This window comes from Dyella sp. 05T440 (assembly GCF_056395965.1).
In genome coordinates this window covers 95497-118251 of sequence record NZ_JBFTKN010000011.1, presented here as the reverse complement: position 1 = coordinate 118251, position 22755 = coordinate 95497, and the positions used below count along the sequence as shown (strand labels likewise).

Here is a 22755-nt window from a genome sequence, read left to right as displayed (position 1 = left end):
ATAGTGGTCATGTCGATCCGGCACAAAGTGGCTATTTAAGCCAACCACTTGCGGGCATAGCTTGCACCCGTCCGCCCTGGCCATCAACCATGAAGAGCCCATTGCCCTCATCGCTGATCGACACACGCTTTTTCGTGTTGTGCCTGGCACTGCTGCTATGCCTGCCGGGCACGTGCCAGCGTGCGTATGCGCAGGATGAGTCCTCGGCAACCGAAGTGCCGCAAACCCGCGAGAACGCCTGGTGGACCGGCCCGATGATGGCCAACTCGGCCGAGACCCTGCCGCCCGGGCACATGCTTCTGGAGCCCTATCTCTACGACGTCACCAGTCGTGGTGTGGACAGTTTTGGCTCGCGTACGTACATCAACTATGGCGTGGCCAACAAATTCACCATGGGCATCATTCCGGTGTTCGGCTACAACCGCGTCAGCGGCGCGCCGAACAGCAGCGGCATCCAGGTGGGCGACATCACCTTGCAGGCGCAATATCGGTTGCGGCAGTTCCACGAAGGCAGTTGGCTGCCTACCGTGGCGATCCAGTTGCAGGAGACGTTTCCGTCCGGGAAATACGATCGTCTTGGCGATCGCCCCGCCGACGGCCTCGGCAGCGGCGCGTACACCACGACCATCGGCCTGAATACGCAAACGTATTTATGGATGCCCAATGGCCGCATCCTGCGCGTGCGCTTCAACATCTCTTTCTCGTTTTCCTCCAGCGCGGATGTGGAAGGCGTAAGCGTCTACGGCACCGACGCAAGTTTTCGTGGCCATGCGCGCCCCGGCAACAATGCCTTCGCCAATGCCTCGTTCGAGTACAGCCTCACGCGACGCTGGGTGCTGGCGCTCGATGTGATCTACAACCACAACAGCAGCACGCATGTAGGCGGTCAGGAGTTCGCCAGCAACGATCCCTTTCCACCCGACACGCCACTGGGTGCGCGTTCAAACCGTTACATCGGTTTCGCTCCGGCCGTCGAATACAATTGGTCGCCGAACATCGGCCTCTTGCTGGGCGTGCGCGTCATCCCTTCGGGCAACCGCACATCGTCGTCCGTCACGCCTGCTATCGCTCTCAACTACGTGCACTGAGGATTGACGACATGAAACGTGTTTGCCTGATCGTAGTGTCTGCGTTGCTCACTGTTTCTGCGGCCATGGCGGCTGCGCCTACGCATCCACTGCCCAGCTTCGTCGGGCTCGCCATCGCCGACAAGAACCGCCCCGAGGAAGACCGCGCGCTGGATGCACAGCGCAAGCCTGCCGTCGTACTTGGCTATACCGGCATCAAGCCCGGCGACATCGTCGTGGATCTGATGCCGGGCAAGGGTTATTACACGCGCCTGTTCAGTCGCATGGTCGGCAGCAAGGGCAAGGTCTACGCGCTGCAGCCCGCCGAGATGGACAAGATCGCGCCCAAGGGCCTGGAAAGCGTGCGCAGCTTTGCCGGCAAGGAGGGTTACGCCAACGTCACCGTGCTGGTGGAACCGGTCAATGAACTGAAGTTGCCCGAACCGGTGGATGTGATCTGGACCTCGCAGAACTACCACGACCTGCACGATCCCTTCATGGGTACGCCGGACATGGCCAAACTCGACAAGAGCCTGTTCGACGCCCTGAAACCCGGCGGCATCCTGATCGTGCTCGATCATGCGGCGGCCGACGGCACCGGCATCACCAAGACCAACGATCTGCACCGCATCGATCCCGCCGCGGTGAAGAGCGAACTGACGGCGGTGGGTTTCCAGTTCGACAGCGAAAGCGACGCGCTGCGCAATCCTGCCGACGATCACACCAAGGGCATCCGTGACCCGTCGGTCAAAGGCAACACGGATCGCTTCATCTACAAATTCCGCAAACCCTGATCACTTTGTCCGGCGCACTTCACCGTCCCCCTGCTGCGTGCCTTCGCCTTTGATGAAATCGACGAAGGCACGCAGTGGCGCCGGCATATGTGCACGGCTGGGGTAATACAGCAACGGCCCGGTGAAGGGCTGGCACCACTCTTCCAGCACGGGCAGCAAGGCGCCGTCGGCGAGCGCAGGCTGCAGGAACTCCTCGAAGGTGTGGATGATGCCGAGGCCTGCGACGGCAGCCTCCACTTCCATCTCGATGGTGGAGGCGAGCAGGCGGCCATCCGGTCGTATGCGCACGACCTTGCCGCGCCGCTCGAACTCCCAGGCCGCGATCACGCCGCTGGGAAAGCGATGGCGGATGCAGGCGTGATTCACCAGGTCCTGCGGGCTGCCCGGAGATCCATACTTGGCCAGATAGGCGGGTGACGCCGCTGCCGCGAAGCGCTGCGTACGCGGACCGATGGGCATCGCGATCATGTCGCGCTCGACGCGCTCTTCGTAGCGGATGCCTGCATCGCAACCCGCCGCCAGCATGTCGACGAAGGCGTCGTCGGTGATCACATCGAGCGTGATGCCCGGATGCGCTTTCAGAAAGCGCGTGGCTATCGGCGGCAGCACGTGTCGCGCCACGATGGAGGGCACGTTGAGGCGCAACGTGCCGGCAGGGCTGTCGCGATAGGCATTGATGCTGTCGAGCGCGCCGCCAATCTCTCCCACCAGTGGCGCCAGGCGATCAAGCAGGCGCTGCCCGGCTTCTGTGGGCGTGACGCTGCGTGTGGTGCGGTTGAGCAGGCGCACGCCAAGACGTGCTTCCAACCGCCGCAAGGCCGCGCTCAACGCCGAGGCGGAAACATTGCCCTGCAGGGCCGCGCCGCGAAAACCACGGGCACGCGCCACCGCGATGAAGGCTTCGATATCGGCTAGGCCAAGCTCTTCCATTGTGCGGATTCCGGCACAGGTCGTACGGATAGGACCGGATTATCGTACACCGAGCGCGCCGCCATACTTCCCTCCGAGCCATCCTCACCGCCTACGCGGCCACCTTCAGGAGAACCCACGATGCAACATCGTCAACTTGGCGCCACCGGTCCCCGCGTTTCCGCCCTTGGCCTGGGCTGCATGGGCATGTCGGGCATGTACGGACCGTCCGACCGCGCCGAAAGCATCGCCACCATCCACGCGGCGCTGGACGCCGGCATTGACCTGCTCGACACCGGCGACTTCTACGGCATGGGCCACAACGAAATGCTGATCGGTGAGGCGCTGAAGAACGTGCCGCGAGAAAAAGCCCTGATCAGCGTGAAGTTCGGCGCGTTGCGCGATCCGGCCAATGGCTGGGGCGGCAATGACACGCGCCCCGCCGCAATGAAAAATTTCCTCGCCTACACCCTGCAGCGCCTGGGCGTGGATTACATCGACGTCTATCGCCCCGCGCGTCTGGACCCTAACGTACCGATCGAAGAGACCATTGGCGCCATCGCCGATATGGTCAAGGCAGGCTACGTGCGCCACATCGGCCTGTCCGAAGTGGGCCCGGAAACCATTCGTCGTGCAGCTGCCGTGCATCCGATCGCCGATCTGCAGATCGAGTACTCGCTGATCTCGCGCGGCATCGAGGACGGCATTCTGCAGACCTGTCGCGAGCTGGGTATCGGCATCACTGCGTACGGCGTGCTGTCGCGCGGCCTGATCAGCGGGCATTGGGATAAGAACAACGCCGGCAAGGGCGATTTTCGTGCGATCAGCCCGCGCTTCCAGGCGGGCAATGTCGACCACAATCTTGCGCTCGTGGACGCGCTACGCAACATCGCAGAAGAGAAAAACGTCTCCGTCGCCCAACTGGCCATTGCGTGGGTGGCAGCTCAAGGCAAGGACATCGTGCCGCTGGTCGGCGCGCGTCGCCGCGATCGACTGCAGGAGGCGCTGGGATCGCTGGAGGTTTCGCTGAGCGCGCAGGATTTGGCCACCATTGAGGCCGCAGTGCCGAAGAATTCGGCGGCCGGAGAGCGTTACGCCGCGGCGCAGATGGCGCATTTGGATAGTGAGCGGGCGCATTGAGTTAGCTTCCTCTCCTTGTGGGTAGTGGAACTGCTTGTCTGTGGGAGCGCACCCTGTGCGCGACAGCCACGCTGGGTGTACCGCTCCGTAGGTTCGTCGCGCACAGGGTGCGCTCCCACAAATAGCCAGCCGCAGACTTGATCCGCCAACAAGGCCTCGGCTCCCTTGTAGGAGCGCACTTGTGCGCGACCACCTGACGGAGCGATACACCCACGCGCTGCGGTCGCGCACAAGTGCGCTCCTACAACAAACAAACAGCTTCCCGGCAACGCCTGGCATGGTCGGGCTCTTGACCCTCGGGCCCCCGGTATAACGCGGCGGGCGGATGCCCTGCATCACCGCCACGCCCCAGACCTATACTCGACCACACCGCTCCGCCGAGACCCCGCCCATGGGATTCCTGCAAGCCCCGCCGCAGCTCGCTCACCCCTATCGCGCCGATCCCCTGCTGCACGCCACGCTGCGGCGCGCGCTGCCACCGGCACGACTCGCCGCCATCGAGCCCGACCTGCAGGCGCTGGGCGATTACGCCGTGATGGAATGGGAGCGCGCCTGCCGCAGCACGCGCCACAAGCCCGTGCTCACGCAATGGGACGCCTGGGGTAACCGCGTCGATCGCATCGAGCTCACCCAAGCCTGGCAAGAAGGCCCGCACATCACCACCAAATATGCGGTGCTCGCATCGGGCCATGAGGCGCATGAGCACGCACGGTTGGAAGAATTCGCGCGCGTCTACCTGTATCACGTGGCCAGCGAGTTCTATAGCTGCCCGTTGGCGATGACCGACGGCGCCGCTACCGCGCTCAAGGCCTCAGGCAATAAGGCGCTCATCGAACGCGCACTGCCGCGCTTGCTCAGTCGCGATCCGTCCACGTTCTGGTTGAGCGGACAGTGGATGACCGAGAACGCGGGCGGCTCGGACGTCGGCAATACGGAGACCATGGCCCGCCAGGACGCCTCTGGACAGTGGCGTCTCTACGGACGCAAGTGGTTCAGTTCAGCGGTGGTCGGCGAAATGGCGCTGGGACTCGCACGCCCCGAGGACGCAGGCAATGGCCCCGGCGCACTTGCCCTGTTCTACGTCGAAACGATGGATGGCGAGCGCCGCAAGCCGGAACTCATCATCGATCGCCTGAAAGACAAACTCGGCACGCATGAGTTGCCGACGGCGGAGATCCATCTCGACGGTCTGCCCGCGTGGCCACTGGGCGAGTTGGCGAATGGCGTGCGCCAGGTGGCGCCGATGCTCAACATCACGCGCACGTGGAATGCAGTGGGCGCCACCGCCAGCATGGCACGGGCGCTTTCGCTGGCTCGCGATTACGCCACGCGCCGCCAGGCGTTCGGCAAGCGACTGATCGATCAGCCGCTGCATGCGCAGACTCTCGCGGACATGCAGGCCGAATTCGAAGGCGCGTTTGCGCTCACCTTCGAAGTGGCGCATCTGCTCGGACGAGTGGAACACGGCGTGGCGCAGCCGCATGAAATCGCCCTGCTGCGACTGCTCACGCCCTTGGCCAAGCTGTGGACCGGCAAGCTGGCAGTGAAACTGTGTTCCGAAGCGCTCGAATGTTTCGGCGGCGCCGGCTATATCGAGGACACCGGCCTGCCCCAGCTGCTGCGCGATGCGCAGGTCTATGCGATCTGGGAAGGCACCACCAACGTATTGTCGCTGGACAGCCTGCGCGCGCTGGCTGGGGAGAATCTCGGGGCCTTGCGCACAGCGATCGAAGGCTGGCTGGCCGACAGCATCGATGCGCACGCGCGGCAGGAAATCCATCGGGCACTGGATGGTGCCGGTGCCTACCTGCACTCGCGGGCCGACGAGCGGGCGTCGCTGGAAGCCGGCGCCCGTGGACTGGCGATCACCCTCGCCCGCTGCACCGCGGCGGCCCTGCTGGCGCGTCACGACACGTGGTCGGCCCCGCATGGCCATGCGCGTACGGGCGCTGCGCTGCGGCGTTTCGTGGCGCATGGATTGGCACGTTTCTCCACCGCCGACGCTACCGATACCGCGTTGTTACTCGGCCCGCACTGAATCGCTGCCCTTGTGGGAGCGCACCCTGTGCGCGACTGGACGTGCCCGGACTGAGGCGGGCTGTCGCGCACAGGGTGCGCTCCCACAAGGGCTTGAGGGGCCTCAGGCTGAGCCTGGGCATGCGGAGATCGGTCGTTGGCCCTAAAATACCGGCCTCCCCCACCCTGGCGACTCCCGACCATGCAGCATCTGACCATCGTCACCACCGGCGGCACCATCGACAAGATCTATTTCGACGACAAGTCGGACTACAAGATCGGCTCGCCCCAGATCGGCGACATCCTCAGCCAGCTGGGCGTGGCGTTCCAGTTCGACGTGATCCCGATCCTGCGCAAGGACAGCCTGCACATGGGCGACGAGGATCGCGCCCTCGTGCGTTCCACCATCGAAGCGCAGCCGCATCGCCACGTGCTGGTCACGCACGGCACCGACACCATGGTCGAAACCGCGCGCGAGCTCGCCAGCATCAAGGGCAAGGTGATCGTGCTCACCGGTGCGCTCAATCCGGCGCGCTTCCAGGGTTCCGATGCGGTGTTCAACATCGGTTGCGCCGTGGCCGCCGTGCAGACCCTGCCCGATGGCGTGTACATCACCATGAACGGCCGCGTGTGGGACCCGTCCAAGGTGCGCAAGAACCGCGACGCCAATCGCTTTGAAGAGAACAACGGCTGATTGCCACGCTATCGCTGCAAAGAGAAAGGCCCGGCCATCACTGACCGGGCCTTTTGCTTTTACAACACCGTGATTACTGCACGTTGAGATTTACATCATCGAGGACGAACGAGGTCTGCTCGGACGAATCCTCCGTGCCGGTGAACTTGATCGTCACCGTCTGGCCGATGTACGCGCTGAGATCGAAAGTCGCGAGCGAGTAACCCGCCGCTGCGTTGAGGTTCGAGTACGTGACCAGGGTCTTCAGCAAGGTGCCGCTGCTGTTGAGTACTTGCACGGTGAGTTTGTCGTACGCCGTGGTCCTGGTGGTCTCGGCGGTATCGATGTGCAGGTAGTAGGTCAACGTAGCCGAGCTCTTGCCGCTGGGAATGGTCACCTTCTGCGACGCCGTGTCGGTGTGCGCGCTGCCGTAACCGTCCAGCCACACGAACCAGGTGCCGGCATGCGCCGTCTCGCCGCTGCAGGTGCTGTTGCTGCAGAGCGCGCCGGAGCTGATCGTCCACGGGGTGGCCGCGCCGGTTTCAAAGCCCGGGTTCACGATCAGCTGCGACGGCGTACCGCCGCCCGTCACCGTCACCGACGAGGTCTTGCTCGAGGTCTTGGCGCTGACGCCATCGGTCACCGTCTCGGTGACGCTATACGTGCCGGCCGCGGCATAGGTATGGCTCGGGCTCGCGGTTGTAGCGCTGCCGCCATCGCCGAAGGTCCACGAGTACGAGGAGATGCTGCCGCCCGTATCGGTCGAGCTGTCGGTGAAGTTGGCGGTGAGGCCATTGGTGACAAAGCTGAAGTTCGCCGTCGGCGTGCCGCCCGTACCACCACCGCCGCCGCCCCAGTACTGAGTGACGTAGCTGTTGAACTTGGCGATGTCGAGCGAACCCCAGCCGGTGGCGTTGTCGTAGCCGGCCTTGGCCGTGTAGCCGTTGCCGCTGTAGCCATTGTTGCCCGAGGTGACGTCATGCAGCGGCGTGGCGTCGGTGGGGAAATGCGCGTACATGTTCTGGGTCGGCAAGCCCAGTGTGTTGTTGTTGGCCGAGAGAATGCGCGCCCAGATGCCGACGAAAATCGGCGAGGCAAGGCTGGTGCCGCCGATCTGGTAGGTCTGGCCCTGGATCACGATGTTGGCGCCAGTGGATTGCGCTGCATCGAACGCCACGTCGGGCACCTGACGCTTGGTCACTGACGAACCCAGCGCAGTGGTCTGCCAGCTAGGTGCGGCTTCGAACAGACTCACGCCGCCACCGGTGGCCCACAGGCGCTTGTTGTTGTCGCCATTGTTCGGATCGACGGCCGCCAGGCCTTCGTTCCACACCGTCTCGCCCGACCACGTGGTGCCCGTGGTGCTGAGTGTGGTGCCGCCGACCGCCACCACGTTCGGCGAACTGGCGGGCTCGCTCACGGAGTAATGGGTGAGCGAGATTTTCACCGTGCCCGCGGAGTTCGCGACGTAGCCCGGGGCACCTTCGGTCGGATCGCTGGACCACTGGTACACACCGGCATCGCCCGAAGCGATGGAGAAGGTCTGACCCTGCGCCACCGCCTGCGCGAAGATCGCATCGTCGGCCGACTGCGTGCCTGAGCTATTGGCCGCCGATTCGTCCTCGCCCAGCGACACGTTGATCACCTTCGCCGTGTTGTCGGTCACCGCGCGGTTGTACGCCGCGGTGATGGCCGCATCGGTGAGGCAGCTGTCGTTGGCGCAGTTGGGCGCGGAGTAGAAGATCAGCGTGTTCACGCCGCCAGAGGTACCGGTGATGGTCTGGCTATCCAGGTTCCATTCGCCGTCGCCATCGGGATCGTCCGCATAGGCCTGGCTGCCGGTCTTCACCACTTGCGTGTTCACCGTGCTCATGCCGGCGCCGGTAGTGAAAGTTTTCAGATCGGCAATGGTCTGGGTCATGTCACCCCAGGTGATGATGCCGACCTTGGTGGACGATGCCGTCGGCGTGCTGCCTGCGTCGTAGATCGCCGGGAAATCCTTGGGGCTGTGCGAGGTCTGCACCGCCGCAGCCTGGATGCCGACGTTGTTCGCGTTCGCATGCACCGGCCCCACGATGTGATGCATGGTGTGCGGCACGTTGAGGTTCTGCAGGCCGAGCACGGCGTTGACGATGCCACCGAGCGCAGCCGGCACCTGCACGGCCGAGTCGTTGGCGATGCGCTGCTTGCCGCCAAAGGCGAAGGTGCGCATGGTGGTGCGGAAGGCCGCGTTGACCGAGGTGGCGTTGCCATCGGCCTCGATCAACATGTTGTTGGGCGACACCTGCACATGGTTGAAGCCTGATTGGCGCAGATGCGCCAGCACTTGCGCCACCTGATCGTCGGTGGGCGCATAGCGTGCCTTGAACTGCGCAGGCGTGAGGAACTGATGGAACTGCGCGCTGGCGGGATCGTTCACTGCGTGCAGGAACCTCTCCAGCTCATCCACGTTGCGCAGGTTGAGGCTGAGCGCCACATGCACCGGCTTGCTCGCTTCCAGCGGCGACACCGTGGCCGCGTCGACGGTGGGCGAGCCGTGCATGCTCAGTGTCCAGGTGCTGTTGCCTGCCGCCGCCGTGGTGGCTGCGGTGCTTAGCCCAGACGAGCGGCTGATGGCCGCCTGCGTGCGGACGCCTACCCAGGCATCGTTGGTCGCCGCATGCAGCGTCCCTGCCATGGCCATCGACATCGCCATCGGCAGCAGTGCCTTGCGAATCGCCTTTCCCCGCAAATCGATACGAACAGTCATTCTTGTCTCCTTGACGTTTTTGAGGACGAACCGACCCGATGCGGTGCGATGCACCACATGCATGAAGGCGCCGCTGTGCGCGGCCTCGGGTCTCGTGACTGTGCTGCGATCCGATAGACGTCCGGGCCTGCTTTCCCCCTGCCATTCCATGGAACGGCATGCCCGAACGAAGACTCGCTAAACGACGCCCACCGCGCGAATGCCGGTGCCCTCGTCGCCAAAGGACCACCCGTCAACCCTCCCGCTGACGGATTAATTGACGCTAATCAAGAAAATTCGATGCGTCAATGACAGCAACGCATGCCTGAAAATCCGCGATAAACAGCAATTAGCTGCGATCGATTGCGTTGATTCGTTTTTTCATGCGTTTGCTTGCACCAAGCGGACAGTCACAGGAACGCAATTAATTTCCCGACTGATTAAACACTTATAAAAAGTGGTGATGCCGTTCTCAATATCAGCATGAACATCACATTGGCGCTCTGGCGCGAGTTATATCGATTCTAAAATTTTGGCCTGCAACCCGGCGTCTTTCAGCTCGAAAGCGAAGGCGCGAAAGTTATTGCGCAAGCGCCGCAGCAAGCTCTACACGCCATGCTGACGAAGCTAACTCCCGGCTAAATCCGGACCCTGCCGACGAGCTTGCCGAACACGACAAAACAGACTGCGGAGTGCAGCCTGTCGTCGCCGCGAGTGGGCGCAGCGATCTGTATCAAACGTATCGAACGCAAACGATCGGCGCACGGGGCGAAGCCGTGCACATCATCGATTCAACAGGAAACACGCCGGCGTTGCGGCGTCAGAGCATGCCCGTTTCAAGCTTGGCCGCATCCGACATCATGGAATGATTCCACGGCGGATCGAACACCAGGTCCACGTCGGCTTCAGCGACGGTGGGGATGAGTTCGAGCTTGGTGCGCACGTCGTCGACAAGGATGTCGCCCATGCCGCAGCCCGGTGCGGTCAGGGTCATTTTCACGTAGACCTTGCGCTGGTCGGGAGCCGGATGCTCCACGCTCACGTCATAGACCAGGCCGAGCTCGACCACGTTGATCGGGATTTCCGGATCGAACACGGTACGCAGCTGCTGCCACACGAGCGCTTCGACGTCCGAGTCGCTGGCATCGCTGGCCAGTTCGATCGGCGGCGGCGGTTCCTTGCCCAGCGCGTCGGCATCGTTGCCGGCGATGCGGAACAGGTTGCCTTCCACATAGACGGTGAAGCTGCCGCCCAGCGCCTGGGTGATGTAACCGATCTGGCCGGCCGGCAGGCTGACCGTTTCGCCTTGGGGCACCATGACTGCCTGGCAGTCGCGCTCCAGGGTGAAAGGTTCGCTGCTTAGACTGAAACCGCTCATGCCGATCCTGCCAACTCTCATCGTTGGGCGCGGCCTTCGCCACGCCAAGCTGTCTATTATGCCGGTTGACGACCGGTCATGCCGACGAAATCAGGTCGCGCCGCCTCAATCTCAAGGGGGACGCGGCGTCACGGGACTTCAGGCCGGGGACAGCGACGTGCCGCCGCGCGCTATCATGAGAGTTTACGCCCGGGAAATACCGTGTCCGCCGTCCAGTTTGTCGCTTGCCGCTCATGAAGGTGCGGGCCACCTTTTCCCTGTTGTTCGCGCTGGTGAGCGCCCTGATGCTGGGGCTGGCTGCCGGCGCGGTCTGGATGGTTCCGACGCTCTACTCGCGCCACCCCCTGCCCTGGCCGGCGCTGCCGGCGGGCTGGCTGCTGGGCAAGGCCGTGCGCCATTGGGTTCGCCCGGCCGGCGGTCATGCCGCCCTTCTGGCTGCCACCGCGACCTTCGTCGCGGTGCTCTACGTCAACGTGCTGACGGCCGCGGCCCGCATTTCCGGACTCATGGGCCTGGGCCTGATCGATTCGATGCGCACGGCCGGTCTGGGCCTGCTGCTCCAGCTCGCCGAACTGGGTTGCACGCCCGTCGACGACGTCTGGTTCCTTGCCGGCATGGGCATCGCTGCCTTCGTCGCATTCCGCCACGACCAGCCCCCGAAGACCGGCGGCTGATCGGGCCTCAACTCTCCAGCGTCTTCAGCGCGGCGACCAGTTCACTGGCAGCCGCCTGGCCATCGCCGTACAGCATGCGTGCGTTGTCCGCGTAGAACAGCGCATTCTCGATGCCGGCAAAGCCGGTGCCCTTGCCGCGCTTGACCACGATCACCTGCCTGGCGTCCGCCACATCGAGGATGGGCATGCCGTAGATCGGCGAGGACGGATCGGTCTTGGCCAGCGGATTGACCACGTCGTTGGCGCCGATCACCAGGGCCACGTCGGTCTGCGGGAATTCGGGATTGATGTCGTCCATGTCGGCGATCAGGTCATAGGGCACACCCGCTTCCGCCAGCAACACATTCATGTGGCCGGGCATGCGGCCGGCCACCGGATGGATGGCAAATTTCACCTTCACGCCACGCTCGATCAGCAGCTTGGCGAATTCCCACACCTTGTGCTGCGCCTGCGCCACGGCCATGCCGTAACCGGGCACGATCACCACGCGCTCGGCGTAGGCCATCATCACCGCGGCATCGCTGGCCTCGATCGGTTTCTGGCTGCCGGCAATCTCCTGCGCCGCACCGCCGGCTGCGCCAAAGCTGCCGAACAGCACGTTGCCGATCGAACGATTCATCGCCTTGGCCATCAGCTGGGTGAGCAAGGTACCGGCGGCACCCACCACGGTGCCGGCGATGATCATCGCCTCGTTTTGCAGCACGAAACCCTCGAACGCCACGGCCAGGCCGGTAAAGGCGTTGTAGAGCGAAATCACCACCGGCATGTCCGCGCCGCCGATCGGCAGGGTCATCATCAGGCCGAACAGCAGGGCCAGCCCGAAGAAGGTGACGATCAGCGGCATGCTCAAGTGGCCGCTGGCGATCATCCCGCCCAACACCACGGCGGCGCCCAGCACCAGCAGGTTCACCACCCGCTGTCCCGGGAAGACGAAACGGCGGTCCAGCCAGCCCTGCAGCTTGGCAAAAGCGATCAGGGAGCCGGAAAAGCTGACCGAACCGATCAGCGCACCGAGTACGGCCAGCACCAGTTGCGCCGTGCCGGGGGTATCGGCCCCGCTGGCCGTGAACTGCCCGCCATCCAGCAGGGTCACGGCGTTGCCGGCATAACTGAACAGCTCGGCGGCGCCGATGGCTGCCGCCGCGCCGCCGCCCATGCCGTTGTAGAGGGCGACCATCTGCGGCATGTCCGTCATGGCCACGCGCCGCCCCGACCACCAGGCGGCGGAGACGCCGATTAGCACGGCAGCCAGGATCAGCCCCCGGTTGTGCAGGTCAGGCAGCGCAAAGGTGGCCAGCACCGCCACCAGCATGCCCACACCAGCCCACACAATGCCGCCCCGCGCGGAACGCGGCGAACTCATGCGCTTGAGACCGAGGATGAACAGCAGGGCAGCGAGGAAGTAACAGGCCTTGATCAGTACCGGCAGCCAGGCCATTACTTCGCCTCCTTGCCGGCGCTGGGCTTGCTGGACTTGAACATCTCCAGCATGCGTTCGGTCACCACATAACCGCCGGCGGCATTGCCGGCACCCAGTAGTACCCCGATAAATCCGATCGTCATCTCGAACGGGGTCTGGGCGTGGCCTAGCGCTATCATGGCGCCCACCAGCACAATGCCGTGGATGAAGTTGGAGCCGGACATCAACGGCGTGTGCAGAATGACCGGTACCCGGGCGATGATCTCGTATCCCGTGAAAGCGGCCAGCATAAAGACATAAAGCGCCAGGAAACCGTCGAGCATGACCCCTCCCCGCCAGGACATCGGTGTAGCCGCACTATACGGTTGCGGGTCAACGCGTGCGAGCGTCGGACGTTGATAGCAGAGGACGTACCGATGGAGTCTCACGATGGCCGAGCCGACGAACCGGATGAGGACGGCATGAACAGCGCCGTCTCCACGCTAGACACCGATTTGTTGGCCGACGACGTTCGGGCGGCCCCCGCGTCGATGAATGCCTTCCTGACCCAGGTGGAACGCCGCGCCTTTCGCATGGCCGAGCTGAACCTGGGGCACCGCGAAGACGCCATGGACGCCGTCCAGGACGCCATGCTGAGGCTGGTCAAGCATTACAGCGAAAAACCCGCGCAGGAATGGACTCCCCTGTTCTGGGGCATCCTGCGCCGGCGCATCGTGGATCTGCAGCGTCGCCGCAAAGTGCGCTCGATCATGGTGGGCTGGCTGGGCGGGAAGGATGATGACGGCGAAGATCTGCCCGCCTGGGAACCGGCCGACACCGGCCCCGGCCCGCTGGAGCGCCTGAACGATGCACAGTCTTACGCGGATATGGCAGCAGCCGTGAAACTGCTGCCCCAGCGGCAACGCGAAGCTTTCATGCTGCGCGTGCTGGAAGGCCTGGATGTGGCGGAAACCGCCCAGGCCATGGGATGTTCGGAAGGGAGCGTTAAAACACACCTGTCGCGCGCGCTGCAACGTCTGCGCGACCAACTGGAGGCATGGCGATGAATGCGCCTGACAACCACTTCGAACGTCGCGCCCGCGAGCTGTATCGCGAGGCTTCGCGCCAGCTCGACCCGGCCGTGGCCGCCCGCCTGCGTGCAGCCCGACGCGACGCGCTAGCCAAAGCCGACCAGTCCTCGCTGGCGCACCGACTGCTGCAGCTGCTGCTGCCGGCAGGGGCGTTTGCCGCCATCGCGTTCGTCGCTTTGTTCATGTCTTCGCCGGTGCAGCGCCCCACCACGGCCAAGCCCGCCGGCGCCAGCCAAGTCGTGGATGTCGACGGCGAACTGCCGCCCGATGCCGCTGCTGCCGATCCGACGCTGTACCAGAACCTGGATTTCTACGGCTGGTTGGCCAAGAACAGCGATAGCGAGGCGAGCAGGTAACCATGCGTCGATGCCGTGTTTTCATGTCGCTGTTGTTAGTCCTTGGACTCAGCGGCATCGCCACTACCACGCTGGCCCAGCAGAATCCGCCGCCGCCGGGCGCGCAGGATAGTTTTCCGCATGGGCCGCCAGGTGGCGGGGCTTTTCCGCCCGATTTGCCGCGGGGCGATATGCCTCCCGGCCCACCGCCTGGCACACCGCCGGGGCCGCCGCCGCAACCGCGCCCGTGGCAGAGCCTGTCGCCGGACGAGCGCACGATCCTGGCTCCGTTGGCTGACAAGTGGAATACGTTCCCGCCGGAGCGCCAGGCGCACATGCTGCAGCGTGCCCAGCAGTGGCGGTCGTTGCCGCCCGACCAGCGCGAGGCGATCCGCCAGCGCATCGACCAGTGGCAGAAGATGACGCCGGAGCAGCGCGAACAGGCCCGCGAGAACAGCAAGCGCTTCCAGCAATTGCCGCCGCAGGAGCGTGAGCAACTGCACGCCGCCTTCCAGCGCTTCCAGCAGCTGTCGCCCGATCAGCGCGAGCAATTGCTGCGCCAGTGGCATAGCGAAATGCGCGATCGCCCGATGGGTCCGCCGCCCAAGGGACCCCCTGGCGGCGGTCCCAGGCACTGAACCGAAAAGCCCCGCGATGCGGGGCTTTTTTACGCGAGTTGCATCAACCCTGAAAGTGGGGCTCGCCGTTGCGCGTGACGCAACTCTTGGCGATCAGCTCATCGTTGAAGTCGGGCGTCAGCGCGCCGCCTTGCAACATCAGTTCGACGAAGTTGTACACGTTGCGCGCGATCATCTCCGAGGCATGCAGCGGTGCGCCGGCCGGCAGGTTGAGCGGGCCCAGGATCACCACGCCGTTGTGCTCCACCCGCTCGCCCGGCTGGGTCAGCTCGCAATTGCCGCCGCCCTCCGCCGCCAGATCCACGATCAACGCGCCGGGCTTCATGCCATCGACCATCGCACGGGTCACGATCTTGGGTGACGGACGGCCGGGCACGGCCGCAGTGGTCACGATCACATCGACGCTCTTCAGATGCTCGGCCAGGGCTTGCTGCTGCGCGGCGCGTTCTTCGGCGGTGAGTTCGCGCGCATAGCCGCCGCTGCCGGCGGCGCTCACGCCCAGCTCGATGAATTTCGCGCCGAGCGATTCCACTTGCTCGCGCGTTTCGGGCCGCACGTCATAGCCTTCCGTCTGCGCGCCGAGCCGGCGTGCGGTGGCGATGGCTTGCAGGCCGGCCACGCCAGCGCCGATCACCAGCACGCGCGAGGGGCGGATGGTGCCGGCGGCAGTGGTGAGCATGGGAAAGAATTTGGGCGAGGCTTCCGCCGCGATCAGCATGGCGCGATAACCGGCCACGGCCGCCTGTGAGCTGAGCACGTCCATCGCTTGCGCGCGCGTCGTGCGCGGCAGCAATTCCAGCGCAAAAGCCGTCAGGCGCTGCTTGCCCATGGCCACGATGCGTGCCGCCGCGCCGTAGGGACGCAACTGGCCCACCACCACCGCGCCTTCGCGCAAACGCGCCCACACGCTGTCGTCGGGAGGGAGCACGCAGGTGAACACATCGGCCTGCGCCAGCACGCTGTCGGCATCGGCGAATTCGACATCGGCATAGGTGCTGTCGGGGAAACCGGCGGCTGCGCCGGCACCGCGTTCCAGCAGCACGCGCACGTCCTTGCCACGCAGCTTCCTGGCCACTTCCGGTGTGATCGCGACGCGGCGTTCGCCAGCGGCGGTTTCGCGCAATGCAGCCACGGTGATCGGCATCGTGCATCCTCTGCGAGAGTGGTGAACCTGCAGGCATCCTATCTGAAGGCCCGTCGGACCGACCACCGCCCTCTTGCAGTCATTCGGCCAAGGGAGTTAACTGGCCCGCCACCGGTACGCAAACCGCGTAGGCAAGCAGTTCCGGTGGGGATCGTGCTATGGAGATCCCGATGACTGCTGTCGTTGTTCCCGATGTCCTGCTGAACCTGGCGCGCCAGGCGCGTGAAAACGCATACGCGCCCTACTCCCGCTTCCTTGTTGGTGCTGCGCTGGTGACCCACGACGGCCGTTACTTCAGCGGCTGCAATGTGGAAAACGCCTCGTACGGCCTGTGCAATTGCGCCGAGCGCACGGCATTGTTCTCCGCCGTAGCCGCCGGCTGCCGACCGGGCGATTTCGCCGCCATGGCCGTGATTGGCGATACGCCGACGCCGATCAGCCCCTGCGGTGCCTGCCGCCAGGTGATGTCCGAGCTGTGCGACGAGGCCACGCCGGTGTGGCTGGGCAATCTGGCCGGCGCCGTGCAGGAAACCACGGTGCAGGCGCTGCTGCCGGGGTCGTTCCGATTGGCCAGCTGAGGCGTTGCAAAGGACGGTGAGCGAGACGTGAGCGGTCCACGCCGCTTCTCTCGCTCCCCTCGGGGCTTTAGCATCAGGGTTTGGCCTCCCCGGACCTCCCCATGTCCCACGATCTTTCCCTGCTGCAGCAGCGCCATTCGGTTCCGTCCCGCCAGCTGGGCGAACCGGGCCCCGATGCGGCCACGCTGCAGACGCTGCTCGAAGCGGCCATCCGCGTGCCCGACCACGGCAAGCTCGAGCCGTTTCGCATCATCCTGCTGCAAGGCGACGCCAAGCTCGCCTTCGGTGAGCGGATGGCTACGCTGTCGCTGCGGGTCAATCCCGACATGGCCGATTCCAAGCGCGAGAAAGACCGCACGCGCTACGACTTTGCGCCGCTGGTGGCGGTGGTGGTCGCGCGGCTGGATGCGCAGAGCAAGGTGCCGGTGATCGAGCAACAACTGTCCGCCGGCTGCGTGGCTTACAACCTGTTGTTGGCTGCACAAGCGCTGGGCTTTGGTGCGCAGTGGCTCACCGGCTGGGCCGCTTATCACCGCGATGCGGCGGCCGTGCTTGGCCTGAAGGACAACGAAAGCGTCATCGGCTTCGTGCATATCGGCACGCCGCAGATCGACGTGCCCGATCGCGAGCGGCCGGTACTCGCCGAGGTGGTCAGCACATGGACGCCATGAGCCGTCCAGCCGTCCATCTGGTGGATGGCAGTCTCTATGTGTTCCGCGCCTGGCATTCCATGCCGGATGAGTTCCACGACGCCGATGGACATCCGGTCAACGCGGTGCATGGCTTCACCCGCTTTCTTTGCGAACTGCTGGAAAAGGTCAAACCCGAGCACTTGGCGGTGGCTTTCGATGCCTCGTTGACCACCTCGTTCCGCAACGCGATTTATCCGGCCTACAAGGCCAATCGCGAGCTGCCGCCGCCGGATCTGGAGCGCCAGTTCGTGCTGTGCCGCGAAGTGACCCAGGCCTTGGGCATACCGGTGCTGATCGACCATACCTTCGAAGCGGACGATCTCATCGGCAGCGCCTTGTGGACGTTGCGGGCGCACGGCATGCGCAGCGTGATCGTGTCGGCCGACAAGGATTTCGGCCAGCTGCTGGGCGAGTTCGACGAGCAATGGGATTACGCGCGCAACCTGCGCTGGGGCCCTGCCGGCGTGCACGAGCGCATGGGCGTGCATCCGCACCAGGTGGCCGACTATCTGGCGCTGTGCGGCGATGCGGTCGACAACATCCCCGGCGTACCCGGCGTGGGCGCCAAGACGGCGGCGGCCTTGCTCGCCCATTTCGGCAGTCTCGATGCGCTGCTCGATCGCGTGGACGAGGTCCCGTTTCTGCGCATACGTGGCGCCGCCAGTTGCGCGGCGAAGCTGCGTGAGCATGCGGAGGCGGCTCGGCTGTATCGGCGTCTCACGCGGATTGCGCTGGATGCGCCGGTGCCGACGGAAGCGGATGCCCTGCGGCGCTTGCGTGGCGAAATGGAGGCGATGGATGCGTTATGTGAGCGGCTGCGTTTTGGGCCGCTGACGCGGACGCGGTTGAGGGCGTTGTTGAGCTGAACGACAACCTCACCGTTTTTGTAGGAGCGCACTTGTGCGCGACCAACCTGCGAAGGGCGGCCCTTCGGTCCGCGGTCGCGCACAAGTGCGCTCCTACAAGGGGCTCGAATCGCAGTAGCATGAGGGGATGCAAGGCGTGCCCTCCACTTTTTCATCGCAGCGCGACGAAGCCGAGTTTCGGCTGGTGGCGCATCGACCGGGCGTGGAGCTTTATCGCGCGCACATCGTGCGTCATGCGTTTGACCCGCATACGCACGATGGCTTCGGCCTGGGTGCGATCGAATCGGGGGTGGAACGGTTTCGCTATCGCGGCGCCGATCATCTCGCTCCCGCCGATTCGGTGGTGATGATGAACCCGGATGAGTTGCACACCGGCCGCGCGGAAACGCACGGCGGTTGGCATTACCGCATGGCGTATATCGAGCCATCCGTGGTGGCCGAGGTGATGGGAGAGTCCGCATGGTGGTTCAGCGATGTGGTGCGCGAGGATTTGCCGAGCGCACGACGTGTGACCGAGTTGCTTGATGCGTTGTGGCGGGCTCGTGAACCCTTGGCATTCGACAGTCTGTTGTACCAACTGCTGAGTCAGTTTCGCCGGCATGCGCGGGTGCCACTCAAGGCGACGGATGGACGTGCGGCGCGTTTTGCACCGGTAGTGGATTATCTGCATGAGCATCTTGCGCACCGGCTCACGCTTGATGAACTCGCTGGCGTGGCAGGCCTGAGTCCGTTCCATTTTTTGCGGCAATTCCAGACGCAGCATTACGCCACGCCGCAGCAGATGCTGATGGCCTTTCGGCTTGCCGAAGCGAAGCGGTTGTTGTCGCGTGGTGAATCGCCTGCGCAGATAGCTGCGGCCGTCGGGTTGACCGACCAGGCGCATCTGACGCGGGCGTTTGCGCGTCGTTATGGGGTGACGCCGGCGCGGTACCAGCGGGCTGTGCGCGCGTAACCAGCAATCCGCCGCCTTTTTTGTGGGAGCGCACCCTGTGCGCGACGAATCTCGCCAAGAGTGTCGGCTTTCGCGAGGCCCAGTCGCGCACAGGGTGCGCTCCCACAGAAAAGCGGGAACGCTCGGCGGGCGCAATCTCGTACAAGACGGCGGCCGCTCTTAGTGCCACGCTGCCCGCATGTTGAAAGGTACTCTCTACGCCCTCGCCGCCGGCCTGATGTGGGGCCTGGTCTTCGTCAGCCCATTGCTGCTGCCGGAGTATCCGGCGGCATTGCAATCGGTTGGCCGCTACCTCGCCTTCGGGCTGATCGCCTTGCCGCTGGGCTGGATGGATCGGCGCGCGCTGCGCGTGCTCAGCCGTGCCGACTGGATCGAAGCGCTCAAGCTCGCGGCCATCGGCAACCTGCTCTATTACCTGTGCCTGGCCAGCGCGATCCAGCTGGCCGGCGCGCCGCTGCCGAGCATGATCATTGGCTGCCTGCCGGTGGTCATCGCGGTCACCGCCAATCTGCGCTATGGGCATCGCGATGGGCACCTGCCATGGCTGTCGCTGGCGCCATCGCTGGGGCTGATCGCCATCGGCATCGCCTGCGTGAACCGGGCGGAGATCGCCATGCTTGGCCACCCGTCCGGTGCAGACCTGTGGCGCTATGCGCGCGGCGGCTTGCTCGCGGTGGGCGCGGTGGTGTGCTGGACCTGGTATCCGCTGCGCAATGCCGCCTGGTTGCGCCGGCATCCGGATCGCAGCCCGCGCGCGTGGGCCACGGCGCTGGGCCTGGCTACCTTGCCGCTGGCGGTGTGCGGCTATGCCTTGCTGTGGGCGGGGATGAAGATCGCCGACCAACCCTTCGCCCTGCCGTTCGGTCCGCATCCCTGGCGCTTCATCGGCCTGATGGTGGCGATAGGCTTGTTCGCCTCGTGGCTGGGCGCGCTGTGCTGGAACGCCGCGAGCCAACGTCTGCCCACGGCGATCGCCGGGCAGTTGATCGTGTTCGAGACGCTCGCCGCGCTTGCCTACGCTTTCATCCTGCGTGGCCATCCGCCCGGCGCGCTCACTCTGGCAGGCGTGGCCCTTCTCATTGCCGGCGTGATGTGGGCCGTGCGCATCAAACCGTTGCCGGTCGAACTGGCGGTGGAGTGATCGCGTGGTTGTGGCCAACCGGAGCGCGCGGCAACATGCATGACTCCCCTCCTGCCACGCGGCCAAGCCGATGAATCAGCCAGACTCCCGCATTCCCGCCGATGCCGACGCACCGGTGGAAACCCTGTACGTCGGCAAGTGGCTCAGCCTGCGCAAGCGCGGGCGCTGGGAGTTTGCCGAACGCAACAACCCCGGCGGCGCGGTGATCATTCTGGCGGTGACGCCGGAAGACAAGCTGCTGTTCGTGGAGCAGTACCGCGTGGCCATCCGCAAGCACACCATCGAGATGCCCGCCGGCCTGGTCGGCGACCTGCACGAGCATGGCGATGAAGATGTGCTGCTGGCGGCGGGCCGCGAACTGGAAGAAGAAACCGGCTATCGCTGCGCACGCCTGGATTTTATCCACGAGGGGCCGTCGTCCTCGGGCATGAGCACCGAGATGATCGCCTTCGTGCGGGCCTGGGATCTTGAGAAGGTCGGCCACGGCGGCGGCGACGAGAGCGAGAACATCATCGTCCACGAGGTGCCGCGGGCGCAGGCCGGCCAGTGGCTGTTTGCGCGTGCCGCCGAGGGCTACTCGATCGACCCGAAGCTGTTCGCCGGCCTGTGGTTTATCGAGCACACCCAGCCGAGGGCCTGAAGCTGAACGCAAGCACCAGCAGGGACTAAAGATTTCGGCGGGGACGCCGATGTGAGTCATGTCGACCCATCCCAACCTGACCACATCATGGATCCCCTTATGAAGAAGACCCTGATCGCCGCCGCCCTGTTCCTGGCCGCTCCGCTGGCCGCCCACGCCGCTTGCGCCCCGACCGATTTCGCCGTGCAGGACTTCAAGATGAAGCTCGTCGGCGCCGGCGCCGCCGCCCGCCTGAGCCTCAGCGGCTCGCTGGTGAATCATTGCGCCGAAGCTGCCGCCGCGCAGATCAGCATCGACGCCAAGGACACCTCGGGCAAGGTCATCCAGAGCAAGAAGGGCTGGCCGGCCGGCACCACCAACATCGGCCCGGGCCAGTCGGTGGAGTTCGATCTGGGCCGTCTGTTCCGCTTCGATCCCGAGATGCAGCAGTACACCGTCGGCGTGGCCGACGTGCGCACCTGGTAAACCTCGCGTTGGTGTAAGCCCCTACGCTTTATTTGCTTTTCTTCGAGGCTCCTCCCGGGGCCTCTTTTTTTGCGCCGGGCTTGAACAAGTGTGACGCAGTTCAAGTTTTCGAGCGTTTGTCCGATATGCTGGGAAGACCCAGACACCGCCTCATCGGAGGCCCAGGGCGCCCTCTCGGCCGGGAGGGACCTGGCACCAGGGAGAGCCATGCATCTCGACATCCCAACCCTGACTCTCGCCTGCCTGCTGATGGGTATCGGTGCGGCGGTTGGCTTTACGTCGTTGATGGCGGTCTTGAACACACAGAAGGTGCTGCGCATCTGGGTGGCCAGCATCTGGATCAATACCCTCGGCGTCACGCTGATCGGATTGCGCAACCACATCCCCGACGTCATTTCGATCGTCATCGGCAACGGCCTGCTGGTCACCGGCAACATCCTCACGCTCAGGGGCATTGCCCAGCACCTGGGCTTGCCGATGCGCTGGCGCTGGCCGGGCAGTTTCGCCGTGGTCTATACCGGCGCCATCGCCTGGTTCGCCTTTGTCACGCCCAACCTGGGCGCACGCCTGCTGGCCGGCAGCCTGCAGGCGATGGCGTTCAATTTTGCCTATGCGTATCTGCTGCTGCGCTACAGCGAGGCGGACATCCGCAAGAGCTGCCGCATCGCCGGCGCCGTGCTGGTGACCAATGGCCTGTTCTATCTGGCCCGCGTGTTCGCTCCGCTGGACCCTGGCTCCAGCCAGAACCTGATGAGCGCCGGCATGCCCGTGGCAGCGACCTACGTGGTCGGCATCCTCACCACGCTGGCTTCGTACTTCGCCTTGCTGCAGCTCATCACCGAACGGCTGGTGGTGGACCTGCGCCGCGCGGCACGCACCGACGGCCTCACCGGCCTGCTCAATCGCAGCGCGATCGTGGCGGAAGGCCGCGCGTCGCTGGAGCGCTGCCTGGAACGCGGGCAGCCGTTTGCACTGCTCATTTTCGATCTGGATCACTTCAAGCAGATCAACGATCGCTGGGGCCATGACGCCGGCGATGCGGTGCTGCGCCACGTGTCACAGATGCTGCGCAAGGCGGTGCAGCGGCCCGATTACCTGGCCAGTCGCTACGGCGGCGAGGAGTTCGTGGTGGCGCTGCCCGGGGCCACCCTGGTGCAGGGACTGGAGACGGCCGAGCGCCTGCGGCTCGCACTGGCGCATTCGCATGCGCGCATGGGCGAGCAGACCATCCCGGTCACCGCCAGCATCGGCGTCGCGGTGGCGCGGCAGGGCACGCGCTTCGAGCATCTGGTGCGCCAGGCCGACCAGGCGATGTATCGCACCAAGTTCGATGGCCGCAACGGCGTGAGCTTCGCGGGCGACCACGATGCGCGGCTGGCCGAAGCGGGCGATTCGCGCTGCTGACCGGCTGTCGCGCCATCGGTGAAAACGGATC

General features: G+C 64.9%; 23 protein-coding genes. 17 read left to right on the top strand and 6 right to left on the bottom strand.

What is annotated here, in order from left to right:
- The first annotated feature begins 89 nt into the window (after positions 1-89).
- Positions 90-1088 (top strand): transporter, encoded by a 999-nt coding sequence (locus AC1DE1_RS15430; protein ID WP_477177025.1) that lies wholly within the window; start codon positions 90-92, stop codon positions 1086-1088.
- A gap of 11 nt (positions 1089-1099) precedes the next feature.
- A complete protein-coding gene (locus AC1DE1_RS15425; RefSeq protein WP_477177024.1) occupies positions 1100-1861 on the top strand; it encodes a class I SAM-dependent methyltransferase in 762 nt (253 codons plus the stop codon).
- On the opposite strand, the gene AC1DE1_RS15420 is transcribed toward AC1DE1_RS15425, so the two are convergent.
- Entirely contained in the window at positions 1862-2767 is a 906-nt protein-coding gene (locus tag AC1DE1_RS15420; protein WP_477177028.1) for a LysR family transcriptional regulator, read from the bottom strand. It abuts the gene before it with no gap.
- Positions 2768-2911: 144 nt separating this feature from the next.
- Between AC1DE1_RS15420 and AC1DE1_RS15415 the strand changes: the two genes are divergently transcribed.
- The 3 genes from AC1DE1_RS15415 to AC1DE1_RS15405 all read left to right on the top strand — a co-directional run bounded on the left by AC1DE1_RS15415 (position 2912) and on the right by AC1DE1_RS15405 (position 6620).
- Complete coding sequence (locus tag AC1DE1_RS15415; RefSeq protein ID WP_477177023.1) at positions 2912-3910, top strand: aldo/keto reductase; 999 nt, start codon at positions 2912-2914, stop codon at positions 3908-3910.
- A gap of 391 nt (positions 3911-4301) precedes the next feature.
- Positions 4302-5948, top strand: coding sequence for an acyl-CoA dehydrogenase family protein (locus AC1DE1_RS15410; RefSeq protein WP_477177022.1), 1647 nt, complete (start codon positions 4302-4304; stop codon positions 5946-5948).
- A gap of 180 nt (positions 5949-6128) precedes the next feature.
- Complete coding sequence (locus tag AC1DE1_RS15405; protein ID WP_441602926.1) at positions 6129-6620, top strand: asparaginase domain-containing protein; 492 nt, start codon at positions 6129-6131, stop codon at positions 6618-6620.
- Between the two features lie 73 nt (positions 6621-6693).
- On the opposite strand, the gene AC1DE1_RS15400 is transcribed toward AC1DE1_RS15405, so the two are convergent.
- Together AC1DE1_RS15400 and sufT are read right to left on the bottom strand one after the other, a co-directional pair.
- Positions 6694-9348: a protease pro-enzyme activation domain-containing protein gene (locus AC1DE1_RS15400; RefSeq protein ID WP_477177021.1), complete on the bottom strand. Its 2655-nt coding sequence runs from the start codon at positions 9346-9348 to the stop codon at positions 6694-6696.
- A 799-nt stretch (positions 9349-10147) separates the two neighbouring features.
- On the bottom strand, positions 10148-10705 hold the full coding sequence (sufT, locus tag AC1DE1_RS15395; RefSeq protein WP_046973058.1) for a putative Fe-S cluster assembly protein SufT: 558 nt from the start codon (positions 10703-10705) through the stop codon (positions 10148-10150).
- A gap of 233 nt (positions 10706-10938) precedes the next feature.
- Between sufT and AC1DE1_RS15390 the strand changes: the two genes are divergently transcribed.
- The gene (locus AC1DE1_RS15390; RefSeq protein ID WP_477177020.1) at positions 10939-11379 is read left to right on the top strand and encodes a hypothetical protein; all 441 of its coding nucleotides are present in this window, start codon (positions 10939-10941) and stop codon (positions 11377-11379) included.
- A gap of 7 nt (positions 11380-11386) precedes the next feature.
- On the opposite strand, the gene AC1DE1_RS15385 is transcribed toward AC1DE1_RS15390, so the two are convergent.
- Together AC1DE1_RS15385 and AC1DE1_RS15380 are read right to left on the bottom strand one after the other, a co-directional pair.
- A complete protein-coding gene (locus tag AC1DE1_RS15385) occupies positions 11387-12817 on the bottom strand; it encodes an NAD(P)(+) transhydrogenase (Re/Si-specific) subunit beta (RefSeq protein WP_441602931.1) in 1431 nt (476 codons plus the stop codon).
- Positions 12817-13122 carry an NAD(P) transhydrogenase subunit alpha part 2 gene (locus AC1DE1_RS15380; RefSeq protein ID WP_441602932.1) on the bottom strand — a complete coding sequence of 102 codons (306 nt, stop codon included), beginning with the start codon at positions 13120-13122 and terminating at the stop codon, positions 12817-12819. The genes AC1DE1_RS15385 and AC1DE1_RS15380 overlap by 1 nt, the downstream gene beginning before the upstream one ends.
- 138 nt (positions 13123-13260) lie before the next feature.
- On the opposite strand from AC1DE1_RS15380, the gene AC1DE1_RS15375 reads away from it, so the two are divergent.
- The 3 genes from AC1DE1_RS15375 to AC1DE1_RS15365 are packed head-to-tail and all read left to right on the top strand — an operon-like array spanning position 13261 to position 14842.
- On the top strand, positions 13261-13845 hold the full coding sequence (locus tag AC1DE1_RS15375; protein WP_477177027.1) for an RNA polymerase sigma factor: 585 nt from the start codon (positions 13261-13263) through the stop codon (positions 13843-13845).
- Positions 13842-14225 (top strand): hypothetical protein, encoded by a 384-nt coding sequence (locus tag AC1DE1_RS15370; RefSeq protein ID WP_477177019.1) that lies wholly within the window; start codon positions 13842-13844, stop codon positions 14223-14225. The genes AC1DE1_RS15375 and AC1DE1_RS15370 overlap by 4 nt, the downstream gene beginning before the upstream one ends.
- A gap of 2 nt (positions 14226-14227) precedes the next feature.
- Entirely contained in the window at positions 14228-14842 is a 615-nt protein-coding gene (locus tag AC1DE1_RS15365) for a DUF3106 domain-containing protein (protein WP_477177018.1), read from the top strand.
- Positions 14843-14885: 43 nt separating this feature from the next.
- On the opposite strand, the gene AC1DE1_RS15360 is transcribed toward AC1DE1_RS15365, so the two are convergent.
- The gene (locus tag AC1DE1_RS15360; RefSeq protein WP_441602935.1) at positions 14886-15986 is read right to left on the bottom strand and encodes an NAD(P) transhydrogenase subunit alpha; all 1101 of its coding nucleotides are present in this window, start codon (positions 15984-15986) and stop codon (positions 14886-14888) included.
- A 170-nt stretch (positions 15987-16156) separates the two neighbouring features.
- Between AC1DE1_RS15360 and cdd the strand changes: the two genes are divergently transcribed.
- From cdd to AC1DE1_RS15320, 8 genes are all read left to right on the top strand, one after another.
- A complete protein-coding gene (gene cdd / locus AC1DE1_RS15355; protein ID WP_477177017.1) occupies positions 16157-16564 on the top strand; it encodes a cytidine deaminase in 408 nt (135 codons plus the stop codon).
- A 101-nt stretch (positions 16565-16665) separates the two neighbouring features.
- Positions 16666-17235: a nitroreductase family protein gene (locus AC1DE1_RS15350; RefSeq protein WP_477177016.1), complete on the top strand. Its 570-nt coding sequence runs from the start codon at positions 16666-16668 to the stop codon at positions 17233-17235.
- Entirely contained in the window at positions 17223-18122 is a 900-nt protein-coding gene (locus tag AC1DE1_RS15345) for a 5'-3' exonuclease (protein ID WP_477177015.1), read from the top strand. Before AC1DE1_RS15350 ends, AC1DE1_RS15345 begins: the two co-directional genes overlap by 13 nt.
- Before the next feature lie 127 nt (positions 18123-18249).
- Complete coding sequence (locus AC1DE1_RS15340; RefSeq protein ID WP_477177014.1) at positions 18250-19074, top strand: AraC family ligand binding domain-containing protein; 825 nt, start codon at positions 18250-18252, stop codon at positions 19072-19074.
- Between the two features lie 178 nt (positions 19075-19252).
- Positions 19253-20215, top strand: coding sequence for a DMT family transporter (locus tag AC1DE1_RS15335; protein ID WP_477177013.1), 963 nt, complete (start codon positions 19253-19255; stop codon positions 20213-20215).
- 70 nt (positions 20216-20285) lie between these two features.
- Complete coding sequence (locus AC1DE1_RS15330; RefSeq protein ID WP_477177012.1) at positions 20286-20855, top strand: NUDIX hydrolase; 570 nt, start codon at positions 20286-20288, stop codon at positions 20853-20855.
- Between the two features lie 99 nt (positions 20856-20954).
- On the top strand, positions 20955-21320 hold the full coding sequence (locus tag AC1DE1_RS15325) for a hypothetical protein (RefSeq protein WP_121882187.1): 366 nt from the start codon (positions 20955-20957) through the stop codon (positions 21318-21320).
- A 207-nt stretch (positions 21321-21527) separates the two neighbouring features.
- Positions 21528-22724 (top strand): GGDEF domain-containing protein, encoded by a 1197-nt coding sequence (locus AC1DE1_RS15320; RefSeq protein WP_477177011.1) that lies wholly within the window; start codon positions 21528-21530, stop codon positions 22722-22724.
- Positions 22725-22755 lie beyond the last annotated feature (31 nt).

Excerpts from the sequence above, each read along its gene's own strand:
- AC1DE1_RS15430 (WP_477177025.1), top strand. The coding sequence starts at position 90 with ATGAAGAGCCCATTGCCCTCATCGCTGATCGACACACGCTTTTTCGTG.
- AC1DE1_RS15425 (WP_477177024.1), top strand. The coding sequence starts at position 1,100 with ATGAAACGTGTTTGCCTGATCGTAGTGTCTGCGTTGCTCACTGTTTCT.
- AC1DE1_RS15415 (WP_477177023.1), top strand. The coding sequence starts at position 2,912 with ATGCAACATCGTCAACTTGGCGCCACCGGTCCCCGCGTTTCCGCCCTT.
- AC1DE1_RS15410 (WP_477177022.1), top strand. The coding sequence starts at position 4,302 with ATGGGATTCCTGCAAGCCCCGCCGCAGCTCGCTCACCCCTATCGCGCC.
- AC1DE1_RS15405 (WP_441602926.1), top strand. The coding sequence starts at position 6,129 with ATGCAGCATCTGACCATCGTCACCACCGGCGGCACCATCGACAAGATC.
- AC1DE1_RS15400 (WP_477177021.1), bottom strand. The coding sequence starts at position 9,348 with ATGACTGTTCGTATCGATTTGCGGGGAAAGGCGATTCGCAAGGCACTG.
- sufT (WP_046973058.1), bottom strand. The coding sequence starts at position 10,705 with ATGAGCGGTTTCAGTCTAAGCAGCGAACCTTTCACCCTGGAGCGCGAC.
- AC1DE1_RS15390 (WP_477177020.1), top strand. The coding sequence starts at position 10,939 with ATGAAGGTGCGGGCCACCTTTTCCCTGTTGTTCGCGCTGGTGAGCGCC.
- AC1DE1_RS15385 (WP_441602931.1), bottom strand. The coding sequence starts at position 12,817 with ATGGCCTGGCTGCCGGTACTGATCAAGGCCTGTTACTTCCTCGCTGCC.
- AC1DE1_RS15380 (WP_441602932.1), bottom strand. The coding sequence starts at position 13,122 with ATGCTCGACGGTTTCCTGGCGCTTTATGTCTTTATGCTGGCCGCTTTC.
- AC1DE1_RS15375 (WP_477177027.1), top strand. The coding sequence starts at position 13,261 with ATGAACAGCGCCGTCTCCACGCTAGACACCGATTTGTTGGCCGACGAC.
- AC1DE1_RS15370 (WP_477177019.1), top strand. The coding sequence starts at position 13,842 with ATGAATGCGCCTGACAACCACTTCGAACGTCGCGCCCGCGAGCTGTAT.
- AC1DE1_RS15365 (WP_477177018.1), top strand. The coding sequence starts at position 14,228 with ATGCGTCGATGCCGTGTTTTCATGTCGCTGTTGTTAGTCCTTGGACTC.
- AC1DE1_RS15360 (WP_441602935.1), bottom strand. The coding sequence starts at position 15,986 with ATGCCGATCACCGTGGCTGCATTGCGCGAAACCGCCGCTGGCGAACGC.
- cdd (WP_477177017.1), top strand. The coding sequence starts at position 16,157 with ATGACTGCTGTCGTTGTTCCCGATGTCCTGCTGAACCTGGCGCGCCAG.
- AC1DE1_RS15350 (WP_477177016.1), top strand. The coding sequence starts at position 16,666 with ATGTCCCACGATCTTTCCCTGCTGCAGCAGCGCCATTCGGTTCCGTCC.
- AC1DE1_RS15345 (WP_477177015.1), top strand. The coding sequence starts at position 17,223 with ATGGACGCCATGAGCCGTCCAGCCGTCCATCTGGTGGATGGCAGTCTC.
- AC1DE1_RS15340 (WP_477177014.1), top strand. The coding sequence starts at position 18,250 with ATGCAAGGCGTGCCCTCCACTTTTTCATCGCAGCGCGACGAAGCCGAG.
- AC1DE1_RS15335 (WP_477177013.1), top strand. The coding sequence starts at position 19,253 with ATGTTGAAAGGTACTCTCTACGCCCTCGCCGCCGGCCTGATGTGGGGC.
- AC1DE1_RS15330 (WP_477177012.1), top strand. The coding sequence starts at position 20,286 with ATGAATCAGCCAGACTCCCGCATTCCCGCCGATGCCGACGCACCGGTG.
- AC1DE1_RS15325 (WP_121882187.1), top strand. The coding sequence starts at position 20,955 with ATGAAGAAGACCCTGATCGCCGCCGCCCTGTTCCTGGCCGCTCCGCTG.
- AC1DE1_RS15320 (WP_477177011.1), top strand. The coding sequence starts at position 21,528 with ATGCATCTCGACATCCCAACCCTGACTCTCGCCTGCCTGCTGATGGGT.